The 16,829-nt window shown below is 50.5% G+C and carries 18 protein-coding genes and 1 pseudogene; all 19 read left to right on the top strand.

The window, feature by feature from the left end; all coding sequences use genetic code 11:
• Nucleotides 1-97: 97 nt before the first annotated feature.
• The 19 genes and pseudogenes from solA to T458_RS49320 all read left to right on the top strand — a co-directional run bounded on the left by solA (nucleotide 98) and on the right by T458_RS49320 (nucleotide 16,821).
• On the top strand, nucleotides 98-1,228 hold the full coding sequence (gene solA, locus T458_RS49415) for an N-methyl-L-tryptophan oxidase (RefSeq protein WP_023558564.1): 1,131 nt from the start codon (nucleotides 98-100) through the stop codon (nucleotides 1,226-1,228).
• Nucleotides 1,229-1,439: 211 nt separating this feature from the next.
• Nucleotides 1,440-2,201, top strand: a complete 762-nt coding sequence (locus T458_RS56140) for a S16 family serine protease (RefSeq protein ID WP_023558563.1) — start codon at nucleotides 1,440-1,442, stop codon at nucleotides 2,199-2,201.
• A gap of 24 nt (nucleotides 2,202-2,225) precedes the next feature.
• The gene (locus T458_RS49405) at nucleotides 2,226-2,405 is read left to right on the top strand and encodes a hypothetical protein (RefSeq protein WP_023558562.1); all 180 of its coding nucleotides are present in this window, start codon (nucleotides 2,226-2,228) and stop codon (nucleotides 2,403-2,405) included.
• Nucleotides 2,406-2,407: 2 nt separating this feature from the next.
• Nucleotides 2,408-2,857: a hypothetical protein gene (locus tag T458_RS49400; protein ID WP_023558561.1), complete on the top strand. Its 450-nt coding sequence runs from the start codon at nucleotides 2,408-2,410 to the stop codon at nucleotides 2,855-2,857.
• Between the two features lie 125 nt (nucleotides 2,858-2,982).
• Nucleotides 2,983-3,648 (top strand): GntR family transcriptional regulator, encoded by a 666-nt coding sequence (locus tag T458_RS49395; protein ID WP_023558560.1) that lies wholly within the window; start codon nucleotides 2,983-2,985, stop codon nucleotides 3,646-3,648.
• 16 nt (nucleotides 3,649-3,664) lie between these two features.
• Nucleotides 3,665-4,111: a pyridoxamine 5'-phosphate oxidase family protein gene (locus tag T458_RS49390; RefSeq protein WP_023558559.1), complete on the top strand. Its 447-nt coding sequence runs from the start codon at nucleotides 3,665-3,667 to the stop codon at nucleotides 4,109-4,111.
• 93 nt (nucleotides 4,112-4,204) lie between these two features.
• Nucleotides 4,205-4,597 carry a 4-hydroxyphenylacetate 3-hydroxylase N-terminal domain-containing protein gene (locus T458_RS49385; protein ID WP_023558558.1) on the top strand — a complete coding sequence of 131 codons (393 nt, stop codon included), beginning with the start codon at nucleotides 4,205-4,207 and terminating at the stop codon, nucleotides 4,595-4,597.
• Between the two features lie 124 nt (nucleotides 4,598-4,721).
• Nucleotides 4,722-6,080, top strand: coding sequence for a transposase (locus tag T458_RS49380; RefSeq protein WP_023558557.1), 1,359 nt, complete (start codon nucleotides 4,722-4,724; stop codon nucleotides 6,078-6,080).
• A gap of 85 nt (nucleotides 6,081-6,165) precedes the next feature.
• Nucleotides 6,166-7,215, top strand: coding sequence for a 4-hydroxyphenylacetate 3-hydroxylase family protein (locus T458_RS49375; RefSeq protein ID WP_023558556.1), 1,050 nt, complete (start codon nucleotides 6,166-6,168; stop codon nucleotides 7,213-7,215).
• 19 nt (nucleotides 7,216-7,234) lie between these two features.
• Complete coding sequence (locus T458_RS49370) at nucleotides 7,235-8,011, top strand: carbon-nitrogen family hydrolase (RefSeq protein WP_023558555.1); 777 nt, start codon at nucleotides 7,235-7,237, stop codon at nucleotides 8,009-8,011.
• A gap of 26 nt (nucleotides 8,012-8,037) precedes the next feature.
• Complete coding sequence (locus T458_RS49365) at nucleotides 8,038-8,712, top strand: DUF2848 family protein (RefSeq protein ID WP_023558554.1); 675 nt, start codon at nucleotides 8,038-8,040, stop codon at nucleotides 8,710-8,712.
• Between the two features lie 3 nt (nucleotides 8,713-8,715).
• Nucleotides 8,716-9,060, top strand: coding sequence for a cupin domain-containing protein (locus tag T458_RS49360; RefSeq protein ID WP_023558553.1), 345 nt, complete (start codon nucleotides 8,716-8,718; stop codon nucleotides 9,058-9,060).
• Between the two features lie 30 nt (nucleotides 9,061-9,090).
• Nucleotides 9,091-10,143, top strand: coding sequence for a TRAP transporter substrate-binding protein (locus T458_RS49355; RefSeq protein ID WP_023558552.1), 1,053 nt, complete (start codon nucleotides 9,091-9,093; stop codon nucleotides 10,141-10,143).
• A 13-nt stretch (nucleotides 10,144-10,156) separates the two neighbouring features.
• Nucleotides 10,157-10,681, top strand: coding sequence for a TRAP transporter small permease (locus T458_RS49350; RefSeq protein WP_023558551.1), 525 nt, complete (start codon nucleotides 10,157-10,159; stop codon nucleotides 10,679-10,681).
• Nucleotides 10,678-11,952, top strand: a complete 1,275-nt coding sequence (locus T458_RS49345; RefSeq protein ID WP_023558550.1) for a TRAP transporter large permease — start codon at nucleotides 10,678-10,680, stop codon at nucleotides 11,950-11,952. Before T458_RS49350 ends, T458_RS49345 begins: the two co-directional genes overlap by 4 nt.
• A gap of 156 nt (nucleotides 11,953-12,108) precedes the next feature.
• Nucleotides 12,109-13,458 (top strand): TrkH family potassium uptake protein, encoded by a 1,350-nt coding sequence (locus T458_RS49340; RefSeq protein ID WP_023558549.1) that lies wholly within the window; start codon nucleotides 12,109-12,111, stop codon nucleotides 13,456-13,458.
• Between the two features lie 34 nt (nucleotides 13,459-13,492).
• Nucleotides 13,493-14,160: pseudogene (locus T458_RS49335) on the top strand (potassium channel family protein).
• 74 nt (nucleotides 14,161-14,234) lie between these two features.
• Nucleotides 14,235-14,789 (top strand): DNA-3-methyladenine glycosylase I, encoded by a 555-nt coding sequence (locus tag T458_RS49330; protein WP_023558548.1) that lies wholly within the window; start codon nucleotides 14,235-14,237, stop codon nucleotides 14,787-14,789.
• 529 nt (nucleotides 14,790-15,318) lie between these two features.
• Nucleotides 15,319-16,821: a sugar ABC transporter ATP-binding protein gene (locus T458_RS49320; RefSeq protein WP_023558546.1), complete on the top strand. Its 1,503-nt coding sequence runs from the start codon at nucleotides 15,319-15,321 to the stop codon at nucleotides 16,819-16,821.
• Nucleotides 16,822-16,829: the final 8 nt, after the last annotated feature.

The following is a 16,829-nucleotide window of genomic DNA, read 5'->3' as shown; positions in this document are numbered from 1 at the left end:
TACAGCCTTTCATACAGGTCTCTTCCTATCAGGAGGGGACCTTTTTTTCAGCATCATTTTGAGAATCTTTCAAACAGAGTGAAAGGATGGGATCGATATGAATCCAAGCTACGATGTTATTGTCCTGGGTGCTGGTTCGATGGGGATGGCTGCAGGAGCATGTATCGCCAAACAGGGAGCAAGCGTCCTGCTGATCGATGCCTTTGACCCTCCGCACCAGCAGGGGAGCCATCACGGGGATACGCGGATGATCCGGCATGCATACGGCGAAGGGAAGAAATATGTGCCATTGGTGCTGCACGCCCAGAAGCTGTGGCATGAACTGGAGCAAGAAACCGGGACGCGCCTGTTCGAAAAGACGGGCGTGCTGGGATTGGGCAACATGGATTCTGCTTTTATCACAGAGGAAATCGCAAGCTCGCGGGAATTTTCCCTGCCGCTGGAGGTTTTGCAAGCGGAAGAAGTACGGAGACGCTGGCCGGGCATTCGGATCGATGATGAACTGATTGGCGCCTTCGAACCGAATTCCGGGCTGCTGTACAGCGAAGCGTGCATCCGCGCTTATCGAAAAGTGGCGCAGCAGCACGGGGCAACGCTTTGGACAAACACGCGAGCGCATCGGATCACCTATCAGCCAAACAGCGTGACGGTGCATACGGATAAAGGAGATGTCCATGCAGCTCGGCTGATTGTAACGGCCGGTCCGTGGACAGGCTCCTTGCTGCGCGAGCTGTCTATTCCTCTGCAGCCCTTCCGCAAAACCGCCGTTTGGTACGAAGCGGACGAGTCCCTGTACGGGCTAGGTCATTTCCCATCGTATTTCATGGATTTGCCGGGTGAACGCTTCTACGGGTTTCCCAGCATTCAAGGCTCGGGCCTGAAGATCGGCAGTCACGATGCGGGGAGGGAAGTAGACCCTGACGAGGCCAACAGGGAGTTTGGCGCGGAACCGGACGATGAGGGAGAATTGGCGCAGATGGTAGAGCGTTTTTTCCCGGCCGTTTCCCGACAGAGCAAGCGTGGGCAGGTGTGCCTTGTGACCTGGACGCCGGACCATGATTTTATTATTGATCGTCATCCCGAGCATGATCATGTGCTGCTCGTCTCAGCCTGTTCCGCTCATGGCTTCAAGTTTGCCAGCGCCATCGGGGAGATCGCGATGCAGGTAAGCCTGCAAGGGAAGGCAAGGATGGACATCTCAGCGTTCTCCCTGAGCCGTTTTCAGTAGGAATGAATGTCGCAGGAGATTCATATCGGTAGGAAGAGGCCCGGGGCTTTCAGTCTCGGGTCATTTAATTGTACTTTCAGAAAATAAACTTCGCTGACGCGATAAAGGATGAAAGTATAAGAAAAACGAAGGCTTTCGCTATTTGATCTGGCGATAAGCCTAGTGTTTCTAATATAATCTGTAAAAAGAATCCTCCTGACAGGTGATGAATTTGAAGTTTACCAAAAAAGAAAAATGGGTCGTGGCGGGGCTGTTGGCGATCCCGACGTTGGTGACCCTTTTGCTTGGGTATCCGCGCTATGAAAGCTTTTATGCGACAGGCGATATCGTTCCGATACAGGACTTGGGCATTGATGGAAATGTTTATTTTACGTATATCGAAGGCGGCGTCACGAACAACAACCTGGAAAAATTCCTGGTGCAAATGGAGTATTTCGGCAATGACCGGCCAGTCCGATTTCAGCCTATGACCCCGGCGGAGAGGGAATGGGAAGAGGAAGAGATGGGGGATGTCTACAAGGAGGTCGTGATCTCCAATGCGCTCGAGGCTTCGGGCTATTCGGAGGAAATCGACAGTTCGCAAGACGAGAAGTATTCCCACATCCTGGACCAAGCAGCCGAATATCACGGGGATTCTTTCGGTCTGATGGTCGCCATCGGGCTTGTGGAGGAAGAGAGCGGAATTGATTTTTCGCAAGGAGGCAAATACAAGATCGCCGGAACAGGCACGATGGAGTTCGATGGTACAGTCGGCTCCATTGATGGAATCAAAGAAAAGCTGTTGACCGCCGAAGAGCACGGAGTAACCCATTTTTTGCTGCCTAAAGACGAGGAAGTCTACTCCTTGTATTATGAAGGGGAGAGCAATCAAAAAGAAGCGGAGCAATACAAGCATACGGTGAATCCGAACATGAAGATCGTCCCGGTAGAAACACTGGATGAGGCGTTGGAGTATTTATCCAATTTGCCGTAAAGAATAGAGAAGAGGAGCAAATCGATGCAAGATAGAGTGGATTCATGGGGGAAGTATTTATTCGTCTTTTTGATTGTGGGCTTGGCGAGCTCTACGGTCAGTTTTCTTCTCAGCCTGGTGGAAGCGTGGGACGAGGAGTTTTATTTGGATTTCATTTTGACGATCGACATCCTGGTTGGCGTATTTACCATATTTCGGCGATAATTATGACCATCCTGTTTTTGGGCTGGATTTTTCTTGTGCATAAGGAATACAACGAGATCGCTCCGAATTATCCCATCACTCCTGGCGGGGCCCTGTGTCGGATCTTGATCCCGTTCTATAACATAGTTGGACTGTGGACCGTATATTCGAACATGTCCCGTTTTCTGATGCATCTCGATGCCAGTACCGTAAGACATGCGGTGAGAATACGTACATTCATTCCGTTTTACTACTTCTCCCATATGATCTACAGCTTCCTGAACCGGAGGCTGTTAATGGACGAAGAGTATTCGATCAGTCTGCTTCTATGGACGACCGGGTTCGAGGTCTTAGTCTCACTGTTTTACCTGGTGATGTTCGTGGCTGTGACGAGCGGGTTGAAAGCCGTGAGAGAGCATCAGCAGCAGCGTGCGCTGGCAGAAGAGGGAGAGGCAATTCCGGAGATAAATTGACGGATGGCCTCCCCTTTACGGGAATTTTCAAACTCTTTATTGACGAACGAACACGGTATAAAGTATTATGTATACATAAAACAAAGCCCCAACAGAAAGGCGGCTCTTGTAGCAAGGTGGAAAGAATGAATCGATTCAATTTAAATCCCATTATTAAAGAAGAGACAACCAAAGAGCGAGTGTACAAGGAGATTAAAAGCGCCATCCTGACCGGACGCATTTTGGCTGACGAGATTTTCACCGAGGTCAAGCTGGCAGAGACTCTGAATACCTCCAGAACCCCTGTTCGAGAATCCCTTCAGGATCTGTTGAAGGAAGGCTTGATCATCTCCATTCCGCGAAAAGGACTCAAGGTTCGCAAGGTGACCAAGAACGAAATGGAGCAAATCTTTCTTTTGCGTAAATCCATTGAAAGCGAAGTGATCCAAAAGCTAGCTTCCACGATTACGCAGCAGCAGATTGAAATGCTTAAGGAAATTTGTGCTGAGCAGGAAGAAGCGATGAACAATGGGGATGAAGTCTCCTTTATCAGTCTCGATCAGGAATTTCACCTCACGCTTACCAGGCTGGCAAACTATGAATTGGTCGAGCAGATTTTGGTGAACCTGCACAATCTCAGCACCCTGATTGGTTTGCAAGCGGTGAAAAAGAAAAATCGGATGAACGAGGTGCTGCAGGAGCACCGGACAATCATTCAAGCGTTGAGCGACAAGGACGCACTTCAGGCAGCGGCTAGCATCATCGACCATCTCGCCAAAACCAAAAGCTCGTTGCGCGGATGGGAGGAGTAGGAGGGAAAGCAGACATATGGCAAAGGTAGAAACCCAGCTTTCGAAGGAGTTGGCCGGGGTATTGCAGGGACAGACCGTGGTATTTTTGAGCGCCGTGGAGCCGGAAAGCAAGCAGATCTATTCGACGGCGCTCTCCTGGGTGTATGCCATCGATGAGCGTACGATTCGCTTTGCAATCGACAGCAAGTCAGACTTCGTCAAGATTATCGACCAGGATCCGCGAGTCGTCCTGAACTTCATCGGCCTGGAAACCTCGTATTCGATCAGCGGGGAAGCAGCGGTGAAGGTTCGCAAAACGGAAGAACTTACGCTCAAGATGGCGCTCATCGAGGTCAAGGTAAAAGAACTGCGAGACATCATGTTTTACGGCGGGAAGATCGTGCAGGAACCGGCTTTTGTGAAAACATACAAGCCAGAACTGGTCAAACAACTGGATGATGAGATTCGAGGAGCCTTGCACTAAATTTTTTTTTAGGCCATTTAATGTATACACAACACATAACGCAGTATTCCTGTACAGAAAATTAAAATGATTTGCAAAGAGAGGGAGAGAGCCGTGGTAAGAACGGGTGCAGAATACATCGCTTCATTGAAAGACAATCGTTGCATCTACATCAATGGGGAGCGAGTTTCCGACATCACAACCCATCCTGCATTCAGCGGAATTGTGAAAACGTTTGCAAGTCTGTATGACATGGCAGCCGATGAAGCCAACGGAATGACGTATCTAACCGAAGATGGCACCAAAGCAAACATCGCCTACAAGATCCCACGCAGCCGCGAAGATCTGGCAGAGCGCCGCATTGCTCTGACCAAGTGGGCCGAAGCGACTAACGGATTTGCCGGAAGAAGCCCCGACCACGTAGCGAGCTTCCTGGCATCCTTCGCTGGGCATCCCGAGGTGTTTGAACGCGGTGGTGAGCAATTTAAGCAAAATGTTCTCAATTGAATCAATTTCATAAATTAGAGCCCTACGGGCTCAAGGTTTTTTGAGCATAGAAAAAGGAGTACCTCCCCAAATCTCTAATAAGTTAAGTGCAACCAAAACTTATGAGAACTGGAGGTGACTCCCAATGTCCATTATAAGACAAGGAAGCCTGTTTGATATACAAGAATTATTCGATTTAGAACCTCCCAAACGATTTGGAGCGATTTTTTCCACCCTTGACATCGATCCGATTCTTTGTGTTATCTCCAAAAAGTCGATCTATGGAGCTCCTACTGAGTTGAATTATGCTGCTATGCTGTATTCTTTGGTCGCTCGAATCGTAGAACGGATTCCAACCGTGAAAGATTTACGGAAACGGCTTAAACATGACTTTATCTTTCGATTGGAATGCGGTTTTCTGGTTTCCGACAGCCTTCCTTCTGAGGCATCGTACTCGCGTCTTGTTCAGAAGCTTTCTGAAACAACACTTCTCGAGAAGGTTCAAGACACGTTATTGCTCCAAGCGATTCAAGAAGGATTCGTTGATGATGAAGCGGTTGCTTTGGATGCGACCCATTTTGAATCTCGTGATCGTGGAGTAGCAAAGGAAAAAAAGCCAAAGGCAGAACCGAAGAAACGCGGACGTAAAACGAAAGCAGAAAAAGAAATATACGACAAGAAAAGGCAAGAAGAAGAAGCCCAAAAGTCCTTATACGAGAAAACTATTGCAACTCAACTGGATGCCCCATTGGAAGAGCTCCTGACCCATGTCCCTTTACAGCCTGACTGGGGAATCAAGAAAAATAGTGAAGGAAAAAACGTGTTTTGGTACGGGTACAAAGCACATCTCGCTGTCGGCACGAAAAGTCAATACATTCTTCGTTCCCTTATGTCCTCTGGAAGTATGAATGATGGAAAAGCGGCGATTCCTTTGCTCAAAGGAGTTCAGACGATCCTGCCGGATCGTATAAATTATGGAATCATGGATGCAGGGTATGACTACAGACCAATTTACCAGCAAATCAGTCGAATGGATGCTAATGCTATCATTGCTTACAACAAGCGGAATGAAGGAGAAATGGTTGGGTTCGACCAGCACTTTGCTCCCACATGTGTCCGAGAGCACTCCTATCGTTACGACAGTTATGACAAGAAGTACAAAACACTGAAATTTGTGCGTCCAAAGGAATGCAAAGACTGTCCTCTGGCTCAAGATTCCCTCTGCCAAAAAGTTTATAAAATCAAGGCCGAAACGGATCTTCGGAAGTATACGGCTCCTGCCAGAGGGACAAAAACGTGGGAAGAACTTTATGACCAACGAACAGCTGTCGAGCGAGTGAATGCCTATTTGAAAGAATTTTTCCAACTGAACAACGTACGCTATCGTACAGGAAAGAGGGCTAAAGTCCATTTTGATTTGGTCATTCTTGTTTATAATGCCGCCAAATTATCTACAGATCGGATTCGTAACGCACTGGAAAACAAGAAGCCAGTCGCAGCTTAGTTTTTAAAAAAGGATAAAGAAGAGATTGGGACAGTCTGTATATTTTTAAGATGGGTAATTATGAAATTGATTCAATTATTACAAAATGGCCCGCGATCAGGACTTGTTCGTAACCTATGTCATCATCCCGCCGCAAATCGACCGCAGCAAAGCGGCTCATGAGCAAGAGGAAAAATACCTGCCAGTCGGCGTCTATGAAGAGCGGCCTGACGGTATCGTCGTGCGCGGCTCGCAAATGCTGGGCACCAGCTCCGCAGTCTCCAATCATCTGTTTGTAAGCTGCATCACGCCGCTGCGTCCTGGAGACGAGGATTATGCACTGTCCTTCGTGGTGCCGATCGATGCGCCGGGCCTCAAGTTCTACGCCCGTCCCAGCTTCGCGCAGGATAAGCCGAGCACCTTCGACTATCCATTGTCGACCCGCTATGACGAGAGTGACGCGCTGGTTGTTTTCGAGGATGTCTTTATTCCGTGGGAACAGATTTTTGTCTATAAAAACATCGAGCTGACCCGGGCGCAATTCCATGAGACGCCTGCTCATATCCTGGGCAATACGCAAGCGCAGATCCGTTTTGTCACCAAGCTGAAATTCCTGTTGGGCGTTGCCCGCAAAATGACGGAAATGAACGGAACCGACAAGTTCCCGCAGGTTCAGGAAAAATTGGGGGAGCTGGCGTCTATCGCAGCCCAGGTAGAGGGCAGCCTTTATGCCTCCGAGTACAACTGCCTCATCGATCACAAAGGCATCGCCAAGCCTCATCCGCGCTTCTTGTACGGTGTAGTCGGGATGCAGGACGCTATCTATCCGCGAATCATCTCCATCATTCGCGAATTGGCCGGCGGGGGCGTTCTACAGGTGCCGTCCTCGTACAAGGAAATGATCAACCCGGAAACCAAGGACGATATTCGCAAGTACATTCGCTCATCGAATGCAAGCACCGAGGAAAAAGTCAAACTCTTCAAACTTGCCTGGGATATCGTTGGCTCCGAATTTGGCGGACGCCATCAGCAATACGAATTGTTCTACAATGGCGCTCCGTTCGTTGTGCGCGGGTACGCATTCCGCAATTACGGTTATGAAGAGCCGCTGAAGCTGGTCAATCGATTCCTCGACAGCTACGGCTTGCCGGAATAAGGGAAAGGGGATGGCGATCATGAAGGTTGCGTCGATTCAAGTGGAGATCAAGGATACGGAGAGCAAGGAGCAGCGCATCGAACGCGTAGAGGCGATGCTGGACGGATTGGCGGGTACGGATCTGATTCTGCTACCGGAGATCTGGGCTACCGGCTACTTCTCCTTTGATCGTTATCATGCCGAGGCCGAGCCGCTCGATGGGCCGTATGTGGAGCGGTTTGCGAAAAAGGCAAAGGCTTTGCAGACCCATCTGTTCGCCGGCAGCTTTGTAGAAAAAGACGGCGACAGCTATTACAATACCAGCCTGTTTTTCAATCCGGAGGGGGACTTGATCGGGACCTACCGCAAGATTCACCTGTTCCGCTACGGTTCAGCCGAAGGGCAATTGCTGACGCCGGGCAAAGAGATCAGCGTGGTCAAAACCGCGTTTGGCAACGTCGGATTGGCCACCTGCTACGATTTGCGTTTTCCGGAGCTGTTCCGCAAGCAGGTGGACATGGGGGCGGAAATCCTGTTGATCACCTCGGGCTGGCCGCATCAGCGTCTTGCCCACTGGAATCTGTTCAATCAGGCCCGCGCCTTGGAGAATCAATGCTATCTGATTTCTTCCAACTGCGTGGGCACGACCAAGAACGTAGTGATGGGCGGCCACAGCCAGATCGTCGATCCATGGGGCGTGACCATCGCTTCGGCCGGAGAGCAAGAGACCATTTTGAAGGCAGAAATTGATTTGCAGCAAATCTCACATATTCGCGAGGTATTCCCGCAATTGAAACATCGCGTATTGCCAACCTGATATTCAAGGAGGGAGAGTCACAGGTTATGGAATTTATCGTAGCTGACCATGTAGTAAGCTTCAAACCACGCCGACTGGTCATCGCCGGCTACACCTCGAAGGACCAGGAGGCATTGATCGCACATATCGAGGAGTTAAAGGAATTGGGCATTCCCGCTCCGCCGCGAGTCCCGATGATGTACGATCTCTCGCCGGAATTGTTGCAGCCGTCTCCAGAATTGACCCAGGTGAGCAATGACGGAAGCGGGGAGGCGGAAGTTGTCGCACTGGACATCGACGGCCGCTGGTATATCGGATTGGGAAGTGATCATACCGACCGCGTGCTGGAGGCCGTCTCGATCCAGAAATCCAAGCAGGTTTGCGCCAAGCCGGTTTCCAAGGAATTGTGGGCGTTGGATGAGATTGTGGACCACTGGGATCAGATCGAGATGCGCAGCTGGGTTCTCGTGGATGGAGAAGAACAGCTCTATCAGTCGGGCAAGCTGGATTCGTTCATGACACCAGAGGAATTGTACCGTATTGTGGAAGAGCGAGGCTATGCGAGCAGAGGAATCGCCCTGTTCTGTGGTACCTTGCCGTTGTTGGAAGGTCACTTTCAATTTGGAAGCGCATTCCGGGCTGAATTGTTTGACCCCGTAACGAATAAGACCATTTCCCTTCAATACATGGTCAAAATTTTGAAAGATGCCGAGGAGGAATAAGAAATGCCAAAAAGAGAGTTGGAGTTTACTGATTTTACCAAATTCGAAGCGATCCCGTTTGAAAATGTCAAAGGCCTGTCCGAGCGCATTATCGCACGTGATCCCGAGACTAATGTAGCGACACGCATCCTGCAATTTGAACCAGGTACAGACACCAGCCCGAACGGCGTGCAAATTCATGATTTCTGGGAAGAGCTGTACATTATTGAAGGCTCGATCATCGACCTGGTGCTGAATGAGGAGTTTACTGCGGGGATGGTGGCCACGCGTCCTCCCGGAATGAAGCACGGTCCATGGAAGTCGCCAAACGGCTGCAAAATTTTTGAAGTTCGCTACTATTCCAAGTAAGCCAGGGTCATACATGACAGGGGGTATCCGATGAAAAAGGGACTGTTGCTTTCCATCGCCGCATTGTTGACATTCTCGCTATCGCTCGCCGGCTGCGGCGGTGCATCCAATTCTGCAGGCGGGGCCACTGAAGGTGGTTCCGCTCCCTCTGGAAACGGGGGAGAAAAACTCGTTCTCAAAATCGGCGACATCACGAAGCCGAATCACTCCTGGAATCGTGCTTTAGAAAAGTTGAATCAGGATTTGCAAAGCAAGTCGGATGGACGCATCAGTCTGGAGCTGTACCCCGGCGGTGAGCTGGGCAATGAAAAAGATATGATGCAGCAGCTGGACACAGGCAATATCGATATGGCAATTATCACCGCAGCCGAGCTGAGCAGCCATTCCGACGCATTCGGCGCCTGGTTGATGCCATTCGTAGTGGAGAACCATGATCAAGCATACAAGCTGTGGAGCAGCCAGGAATCGATGGCCCTGTTTGAGACGCTTGGCAAAAACAATGTACATGGTCTGGGTTATCTCTCCTCAGGATTCCGTTACTATCTGATGAAATCGGCTCCAATCACACAACCGGCTGACCTGGCGAGCAAGAAGCTTCGTGTGACTCCGAGCCCGACGATTCTCGACTTCTACAAATCTCTGCAGGTGAGCCCGACTCCGATGCCGTTGACCGAGGTGTACACTGCGCTGCAAACCGGTGTCATTGATGGAATCGACATCGACTCGGAATCTGTGCAACCGGAAAAACTGTATGAGATTGCCAAAGAAATGACGCCTTCCAAGCATATGTACTGGATCGGCGGGATTCTGATCAACAAGGATCGCTGGAGCGGGCTGTCTGACGAAGACAAGAAGCTGTTGGAGGAAAGCATCACGGCAGCGATGGAGTTCAACGCTCAAGATGTCTCGAAAAATGAGACTGAAGGTTTGGAATTTTTAAAACAGCAGCCTGATTTTACAATCAGCGAGCTGAAAAAAGAAGATTTCGCACCATACGTAGAAGGGGTAGAGTCGGCTTGGAGCGCGAAGAGTCCTGAGATTGCCGCCTTCCTCAAGAAAGCGAAAGAGATTTCCAACCAGTAAGGAGTACACCTGAATGGAAAAACGAGCAAACATGCTGACCCGGGTTAGTGATGTCATAGAGACGATAACTGTATGGATCAATGTGGCGATCATCGCGGTCCTTGCGGTAAATCTGGTAGCTGCCGTCGTGTTTCGTTACTTCTTGAACAGTCCCATTTACTGGGCGGACGAGCTGTCCTTGATCCTGTTTGCCTGGATTACATTTTTGGGGGGAAGCATCGGCCTGAAGCGCTCCATGATGGCTTCGGTAACGCTGCTGGAAGATCGGTTAAAGGGGACCCCTCTCTTTATCCTCAGACTGGTGAGCCAGATTTCGATTGTGCTTTTTGGGGCAGTCGTCGGGGTTTACAGCTGGAAATGGCTCACCTCCGAGGGAGTGCTGAACCAGATGGCGACGACATTGCCAGTCCCGCTGTGGGTAACCTTTGCTGCATTGCCAGTCAGTATGGTGCTGATCGTGCTGTTTGGCATCGATAACCTTTTGAAACTCTTGCAAACCGGGGGGACGCCGCCCGTCAAGGAGGAGACTGCCCCATGATCACGCTGATTCTCTTTTTTCTCTTGCTCTTGTTTGGCGTGCCGATCGCGATCGTTCTCGGATTGACCACCGTTATCTACGTGCTGACCACCGGAAACTTTGGCATGTTTGACTCGCTTCCGCAGCGATTGTTCAACGGCATCCAGAACTTCAGCTTGCTGGCTATTCCGATGTTTGTTCTTGTCGGCGAATTGATGAATACGGGCGGGATTACGACCCGATTGATTCGTTTTTCGTCTGTCGTCTTCGGAAGCGTCAGAGGGGGGCTGGCCTATGTAAATGTGGCGGCAAACATGTTCCTCGCTTCCATTATGGGTTCGGCTACAGCACAGACAGCCGTCATGAGCCGCACCATTGTGCCAGAGATGGAGAAGCAAGGCTATTCACGCGATTTTGCATCCGCGCTGACAGCCGCTTCCTCCATCGTTGGACCGCTGATTCCGCCCAGCATGCCGTTCATCATTTACGGCGTGTTGGCAGGCGTGTCCATCAGCAAGTTGTTTGTTGCCGGGATTGTGCCAGGGATTCTGTTCGGCGTTTGTTTTGCCCTGATGATCTACGTGATCTCGATCAAACAGAACTTTCCCCGCTCCGAACGGCCGACCTGGAGCAAGGTCTGGAAGGATACGTTCAACGTGCTGCCGGCATTGGCGATTCCAACCATCATCATGGTGGGGATTTTGCTGGGGATCTTCACCGCGACGGAGTCGGCTGCCATCGCAGCGCTGCTCGCCTTCCTGGTGGGAGCCTTCTTTTACCGCGAGCTGAAATTCAAGGATTTGCCGAAAATTTTAAGCAATACCGTCATTACGTCCGCGACTGTTGCCTTTTTGATCACCGTATCCAACCTGTTTGGCTGGGTGCTGACGTATGAAAAAATTCCGCAGTTGATTGCCAAAAGCATCTTGGCCTTTGCTGATACACAGTGGGCCTTCCTGCTTCTGGTCAACCTGATTCTCTTTCTTGTCGGGATGTTCCTGGACGGGGTAGCAGCGTTGATTCTGTTGGTGCCGATTCTCTACCCGATTGCAATGAATTACGGTGTGGACCCGATTCACTTTGGTGTCTTGATCACCATCAACCTGACAATCGGGCTGATGACGCCGCCAGTGGGGACCGTCTTGTTTGTGACGTCCGCTTTGGCGGAGGTCAAAATCGAGCGTCTGGTGAGGGCGTTGCTGCCATTCCTGGTCATGGCGTTCGTCGTGATGTTCCTGATCACTTATGTGCCGCAACTGACAACTGCCATTTTTCAATGGATCAAGATATAGCCTATCTGTCTCGTATAGCCGTGCCTGCACACAGTACCTGTGTCGGAGCACGGTTTTTTCAATTGGCTGGGGCTGTTGTATTTTGGCAGCATTTGCTGGGTAATCTATCGGACAGGAACTTAAGATTCACTTTGGATAACTAAGGATGGGATACGTTTGGCCGTCAAGCAATCATTAAAGCGGTTTTCGCCGGATCCGCCGAAAGTGTTGGTCATTGGTTTTATCGTTATCATTCTGATTGGCTCCATTCTGTTATCCTTCCCCATAGCGACGCAAGACGGAGAGGGGCTGCCTTGGCTGGATGCCCTTTTTACATCGACTTCCGCTACCTGTGTGACGGGGCTGGTGGTAGTGGATACCGGCTCCACCTTTACCTGGTTTGGACAGCTGGTCATTCTATCGTTGATTCAAGTCGGGGGACTCGGATTCATGACCTTTGCCACCTTTTTTGCTCTCATTCTGGGCAAAAGGGTTTCCTTAAAAAAGAGAATGCTTCTCCAGGAATCGCTCAATCACCTCTCCATCCAAGGGATCGTTCGTCTGGCCAGGAAAATCCTGATTTTTACCGTGATCATAGAAGGCGTCGGAGGAGTGCTGCTCAGCCTTCGCTTTGCCTACGACATGCCGCTGGGCAGGGCGATATACTTTGGGTTTTTCCATGCCATCTCCAATTTCAACAACGCAGGCTTTGATCTCATGGGGGAGTTTAAAAGTCTGACTGACTATGCGGAAGATCCCTTGGTCACTTTGGTCGTAGCCGGCCTGATCACGCTTGGCGGAATCGGGTTTATCGTGATGAATGAGCTGTTCGAATACCGGATGACCCGTCGCCTTTCCCTGCATACCAAAGTCGTTTTGACGATGAGCGCCATCTTGCTTGTCGCGGGAACATTGCTCATTTTGTTCTTTGAATGGAAGAACCCCAAAACCATCCAACCGCTTGGCGCAACAGGAAAATTCCTCGCTTCTTTCTATCAAGCGGTCACTCCCCGGACAGCAGGATCGAACACACTCAATATTCCTGATTTGACACATCCTACGCTTCTTTTGACGATCTATCTCATGTTCATAGGAGCGTCTCCGGGGTCTACAGGGGGCGGGATCAAAACGACCACGACCGCTACTTTATTGGGAGCGGTATGGTCACAGATCAAAGGCAAAGAGGATGTTTCCTTTTTCCGGCACCGGATTGTGCACGATCTGGTCTACAAGGCATTGACGGTAACAGTGGCCGGCCTTTTGCTTGTGACATGTATCACGATGTGTCTCACGATTACAGAGCAAGGGGCAGATTTTTTCATGATCTTGTTTGAAGCGACTTCCGCCTTCGGTACGGTGGGCCTTTCCATGGGACTGACGCCAGAGCTTTCTCCCTTGGGAAGAATCTTGATTATTTTTACGATGTTCGCCGGAAGGGTAGGTACACTGACGATCGCTTTCGCCCTGGCCAGGAAGAGACGCAAGGACCATTACCAGTATCCAAAAGGGAAGCTCATGATTGGGTAGCACGGGGCATTCACGAAAGGAGGTCATGGACATCATGGGAAAACAATACGCCATCATCGGAATGGGCAGATTTGGTTCAAGCATTGCCAATCGACTGTACGAGGCAGGGAATGAGGTTCTGGGGATCGATAGAGACGAAGTTCGCATTGAAGAGAGCCGGGACTTTGTTACTCATGCGGTCATCGCCGACACCACAGAGGAAAATGCGTTGCGGGAGATCGGAATCCGCAACTTCGATGTCGTAGTCGTCTCGATCGGCAATGACATTCAGGCAAGCATTTTAACCACATTGCTTTTAAAAGAGCTCGGTGTGAAGCATATCGTAGCGAAGGCACTGAATAAATACCATGGCAAAGTGCTCAGCAAAATAGGAGCGGATAAAGTGGTGTACCCGGAGCGGGATATGGGTGAACGGGTTGCCCACAGTCTGATGTCGCCGAACGTGTTGAATTTTATTAAGTGTCGAAGGACTACAGCATAGAGGAGATCAAGGTGCCTTCCCGCTTGGCCGGAAAAAGCTTGCGTGAATTGGACATTCGGGCAAGATACCATCTGAGCGTAATCGCCATCAGAACCCGTGAAGAAATCAGCGTCAATCCTTCTCCCGACCAAATCATCAAGGAAAACGACGTCCTGCTCATGATTGGAGAAAATGCCTGCCTGAAGCAATTCGCCGATGGGAAGGAGCCGGCAAAAGTCTAGGAAACTTGCACTTCAGCCTAACTTGCATTATTCTGAAATCAGAATATATGTTCGCTAGTGAAGGAGTGTTGGGGATGAACCGTTGCGGTTGGGTGACGCAAGATCCGTTGTACCAGGCGTATCACGATCAGGAGTGGGGGGTTCCTGTCTACGATGATCGCCTGCTGTTTGAATTTCTTAATCTCGAAGGAGCGCAGGCCGGCTTGAGCTGGTATACCATCCTGAAAAAGAGAGAGGGCTATCGCCGCGCTTTCGACCAGTTTGACCCGGCGAAGATTGTCCAATACGATGAGAAGAAGATAGAAGAGCTGCTCCAGGACGAAGGAATCGTGCGCAATAGATTGAAGATCCAGGCGGTAATCGCCAATGCCCACGCTTATTTTCGGGTCGTGGAGGAATTCGGAAGCTTCCGCGAATACATCTGGTCCTTCGTGGGTGGCAAACCGATCCAGAACCATTTTCGCCAATTAAGTGATGTGCCGGCTCAGACCCCGATCAGCGACCAAATGAGCAAGGACCTGAAGAAGCGAGGATTCAAGTTCGTAGGCTCGACGATTTGCTATGCCTACATGCAGGCAGTAGGGATGGTCAACGATCACATTATGACCTGTGATTGCTATGCAAAGTAGGAGCGTGAGCCTGCTACTGGAATGCTCGGCAGTTAGGTTGATTAACTAGTTAAATACTAGGAGGATTCAAAAATGTCCCGGAGCAGAAAATGTTTCTGTCGAGGGACATTTTTTATTATCAGGGAGACCAGAAACAGTTGGTCGAGGAAAAAGGGAAAAAACGAAGGCATTTGGGATCTTGACCAAGCCGGAACAAGATTTCAGCGGCCAACTCTGAAACACGTCTTGGAAGTGGCTGCTTTTGGCCGCGGTTCCGCCTTTGGAGTGGAGGCGGCCAGTGAGGCCCACAGCGAAGATCCCAACCCGCCTGGAGCTTTTTTCCCTTTTTCCTCTGCTCCACTTCAGTCAGAGGATCACGAAATTCTTTAACAACATTTTTCTGAAAACAAGGAAAAATACAAAAATTGCATATACAAACAAAAGCAAAAGATATATAATCATCAACATACAGATAAACAGAAGAAAACAAACAAAATAATAACTCAATACAACGATAGAAACATATATTCGGACAGAAAAGAGGAGAGCGATGTCGGACTATGTGTTGGAACTGAAGGGAATTACGAAAGCGTTTCCAGGAGTAAAGGCGTTGGACCGCGTGCATTTTCAACTTAAAAAAGGCGAAATCCACGCCTTGATGGGGGAGAATGGCGCAGGAAAATCCACATTTATCAAAATCATCACAGGTGTCCATCTTCCGGATGAGGGGGAAATCATCCTGAACGGGGTGCGCACGCAAATCAACAGCCCGAAGGATGCCCAAAGGCTGGGAATCGCGGCGATCTATCAGCATGTGACCTGCTTTCCCGATCTGAGCGTCACGGAAAATATATTCATGGGTCATGAGAAGGTAAGCAAGCGAACCAAGCGGATCCGCTGGAGCGAGATGCATGAAGAGGCCAAGCTGCTCTTGCAAGAACTGGGCAGCAATCTGGACCCGCGTACGAGGATGGGGGCACTGAGTGTCGCGCAGCAGCAAATCGTCGAGATTGCAAAGGCCTTGTCGATGCGGGCCCGGATCATCATCATGGATGAGCCGACAGCAGCGTTGACGGCGAGGGAGAGCGAGGAGCTGTACAGGATTGCCGAAAAGCTGCGGGACGATGGGGCATCCATCATCTTCATCTCGCATCGCTTCGAGGACATGTACCGCCTGGCGAGCAAAGTGACAGTCTTTCGCGATTCGCGCTATATCGGGAGCTGGGGCGTCAAGGAGATATCCAACGAGGCGTTGATTGTCGCGATGGTGGGGCGGCAGATCACGCAAATGTTCCCGCAAAGACGTACGGAACCGGGCGAAGAAGTGCTGCGGGTCGAGGGGCTGGGCAAGACGGGCTATTTTGCAGATGTCTCTTTTTCGCTGAGACGCGGCGAAATCCTCGGTTTGACCGGACTGGTCGGTGCCGGGAGGACGGAGGTGTGCCAGGCGTTGTTTGGCATCGCGAATCCGGATCGGGGCAGGGTGTTTCTGCGAGGCGAAGAGATCGTCATACGTCATCCTTGGGATGCGATGAAGGCGGGCATCGGCTACCTGCCGGAGGATCGGCAGAAACAAGGGCTGGTGCTGGATTGGGGCATCGGACGCAACATCACATTGTCTGCCTTGGACCAGCTTTCCCGAAGGGGCTGGGTGGATGAGAAAAAAGAGGCGGAGCTGGCAAAGACCCTGGGGGAAAAGGTGCAGGTCAAGGCGCAGAGCATTTTTGATCTCGCCAGTTCCCTCTCTGGCGGGAATCAGCAAAAAGTGGTGGTGGCCAAACTGTTGACCGCCCACCTGGACGTCCTGATCCTCGACGAACCGACCAAAGGCGTCGACGTCGGGGCCAAATCGGCGATCTATAACATGATCAGCGAGCTGGCCGCTCAAGGCTATGGCATCATCATGGTGTCCTCCGAGATGCCGGAAGTGATCGGCATGAGTGACCGGATAATCGTCATGCGCGAGGGAAGGGTGACAGCGACTCTCGAAGCAGCCAACATTAGGCAGGAGGAAATCCTTGCGGCAGCGATGGCGAACCAGGCAATTTCATAGACACCTGT

The organism is Brevibacillus panacihumi W25, from assembly GCF_000503775.1.
Classification (GTDB): Bacteria; Bacillota; Bacilli; order Brevibacillales; family Brevibacillaceae; genus Brevibacillus; species Brevibacillus panacihumi_A.
This window is presented reverse-complemented; position numbering and strand designations above follow the sequence as displayed.

Excerpts from the sequence above, each read along its gene's own strand:
- solA (WP_023558564.1), top strand. The coding sequence starts at position 98 with ATGAATCCAAGCTACGATGTTATTGTCCTGGGTGCTGGTTCGATGGGG.
- T458_RS49405 (WP_023558562.1), top strand. The coding sequence starts at position 2,226 with ATGCAAGATAGAGTGGATTCATGGGGGAAGTATTTATTCGTCTTTTTG.
- T458_RS49400 (WP_023558561.1), top strand. The coding sequence starts at position 2,408 with ATGACCATCCTGTTTTTGGGCTGGATTTTTCTTGTGCATAAGGAATAC.
- T458_RS49395 (WP_023558560.1), top strand. The coding sequence starts at position 2,983 with ATGAATCGATTCAATTTAAATCCCATTATTAAAGAAGAGACAACCAAA.
- T458_RS49390 (WP_023558559.1), top strand. The coding sequence starts at position 3,665 with ATGGCAAAGGTAGAAACCCAGCTTTCGAAGGAGTTGGCCGGGGTATTG.
- T458_RS49380 (WP_023558557.1), top strand. The coding sequence starts at position 4,722 with ATGTCCATTATAAGACAAGGAAGCCTGTTTGATATACAAGAATTATTC.
- T458_RS49375 (WP_023558556.1), top strand. The coding sequence starts at position 6,166 with ATGGCCCGCGATCAGGACTTGTTCGTAACCTATGTCATCATCCCGCCG.
- T458_RS49370 (WP_023558555.1), top strand. The coding sequence starts at position 7,235 with ATGAAGGTTGCGTCGATTCAAGTGGAGATCAAGGATACGGAGAGCAAG.
- T458_RS49365 (WP_023558554.1), top strand. The coding sequence starts at position 8,038 with ATGGAATTTATCGTAGCTGACCATGTAGTAAGCTTCAAACCACGCCGA.
- T458_RS49360 (WP_023558553.1), top strand. The coding sequence starts at position 8,716 with ATGCCAAAAAGAGAGTTGGAGTTTACTGATTTTACCAAATTCGAAGCG.
- T458_RS49355 (WP_023558552.1), top strand. The coding sequence starts at position 9,091 with ATGAAAAAGGGACTGTTGCTTTCCATCGCCGCATTGTTGACATTCTCG.
- T458_RS49350 (WP_023558551.1), top strand. The coding sequence starts at position 10,157 with ATGGAAAAACGAGCAAACATGCTGACCCGGGTTAGTGATGTCATAGAG.
- T458_RS49345 (WP_023558550.1), top strand. The coding sequence starts at position 10,678 with ATGATCACGCTGATTCTCTTTTTTCTCTTGCTCTTGTTTGGCGTGCCG.
- T458_RS49330 (WP_023558548.1), top strand. The coding sequence starts at position 14,235 with ATGAACCGTTGCGGTTGGGTGACGCAAGATCCGTTGTACCAGGCGTAT.
- T458_RS49320 (WP_023558546.1), top strand. The coding sequence starts at position 15,319 with ATGTCGGACTATGTGTTGGAACTGAAGGGAATTACGAAAGCGTTTCCA.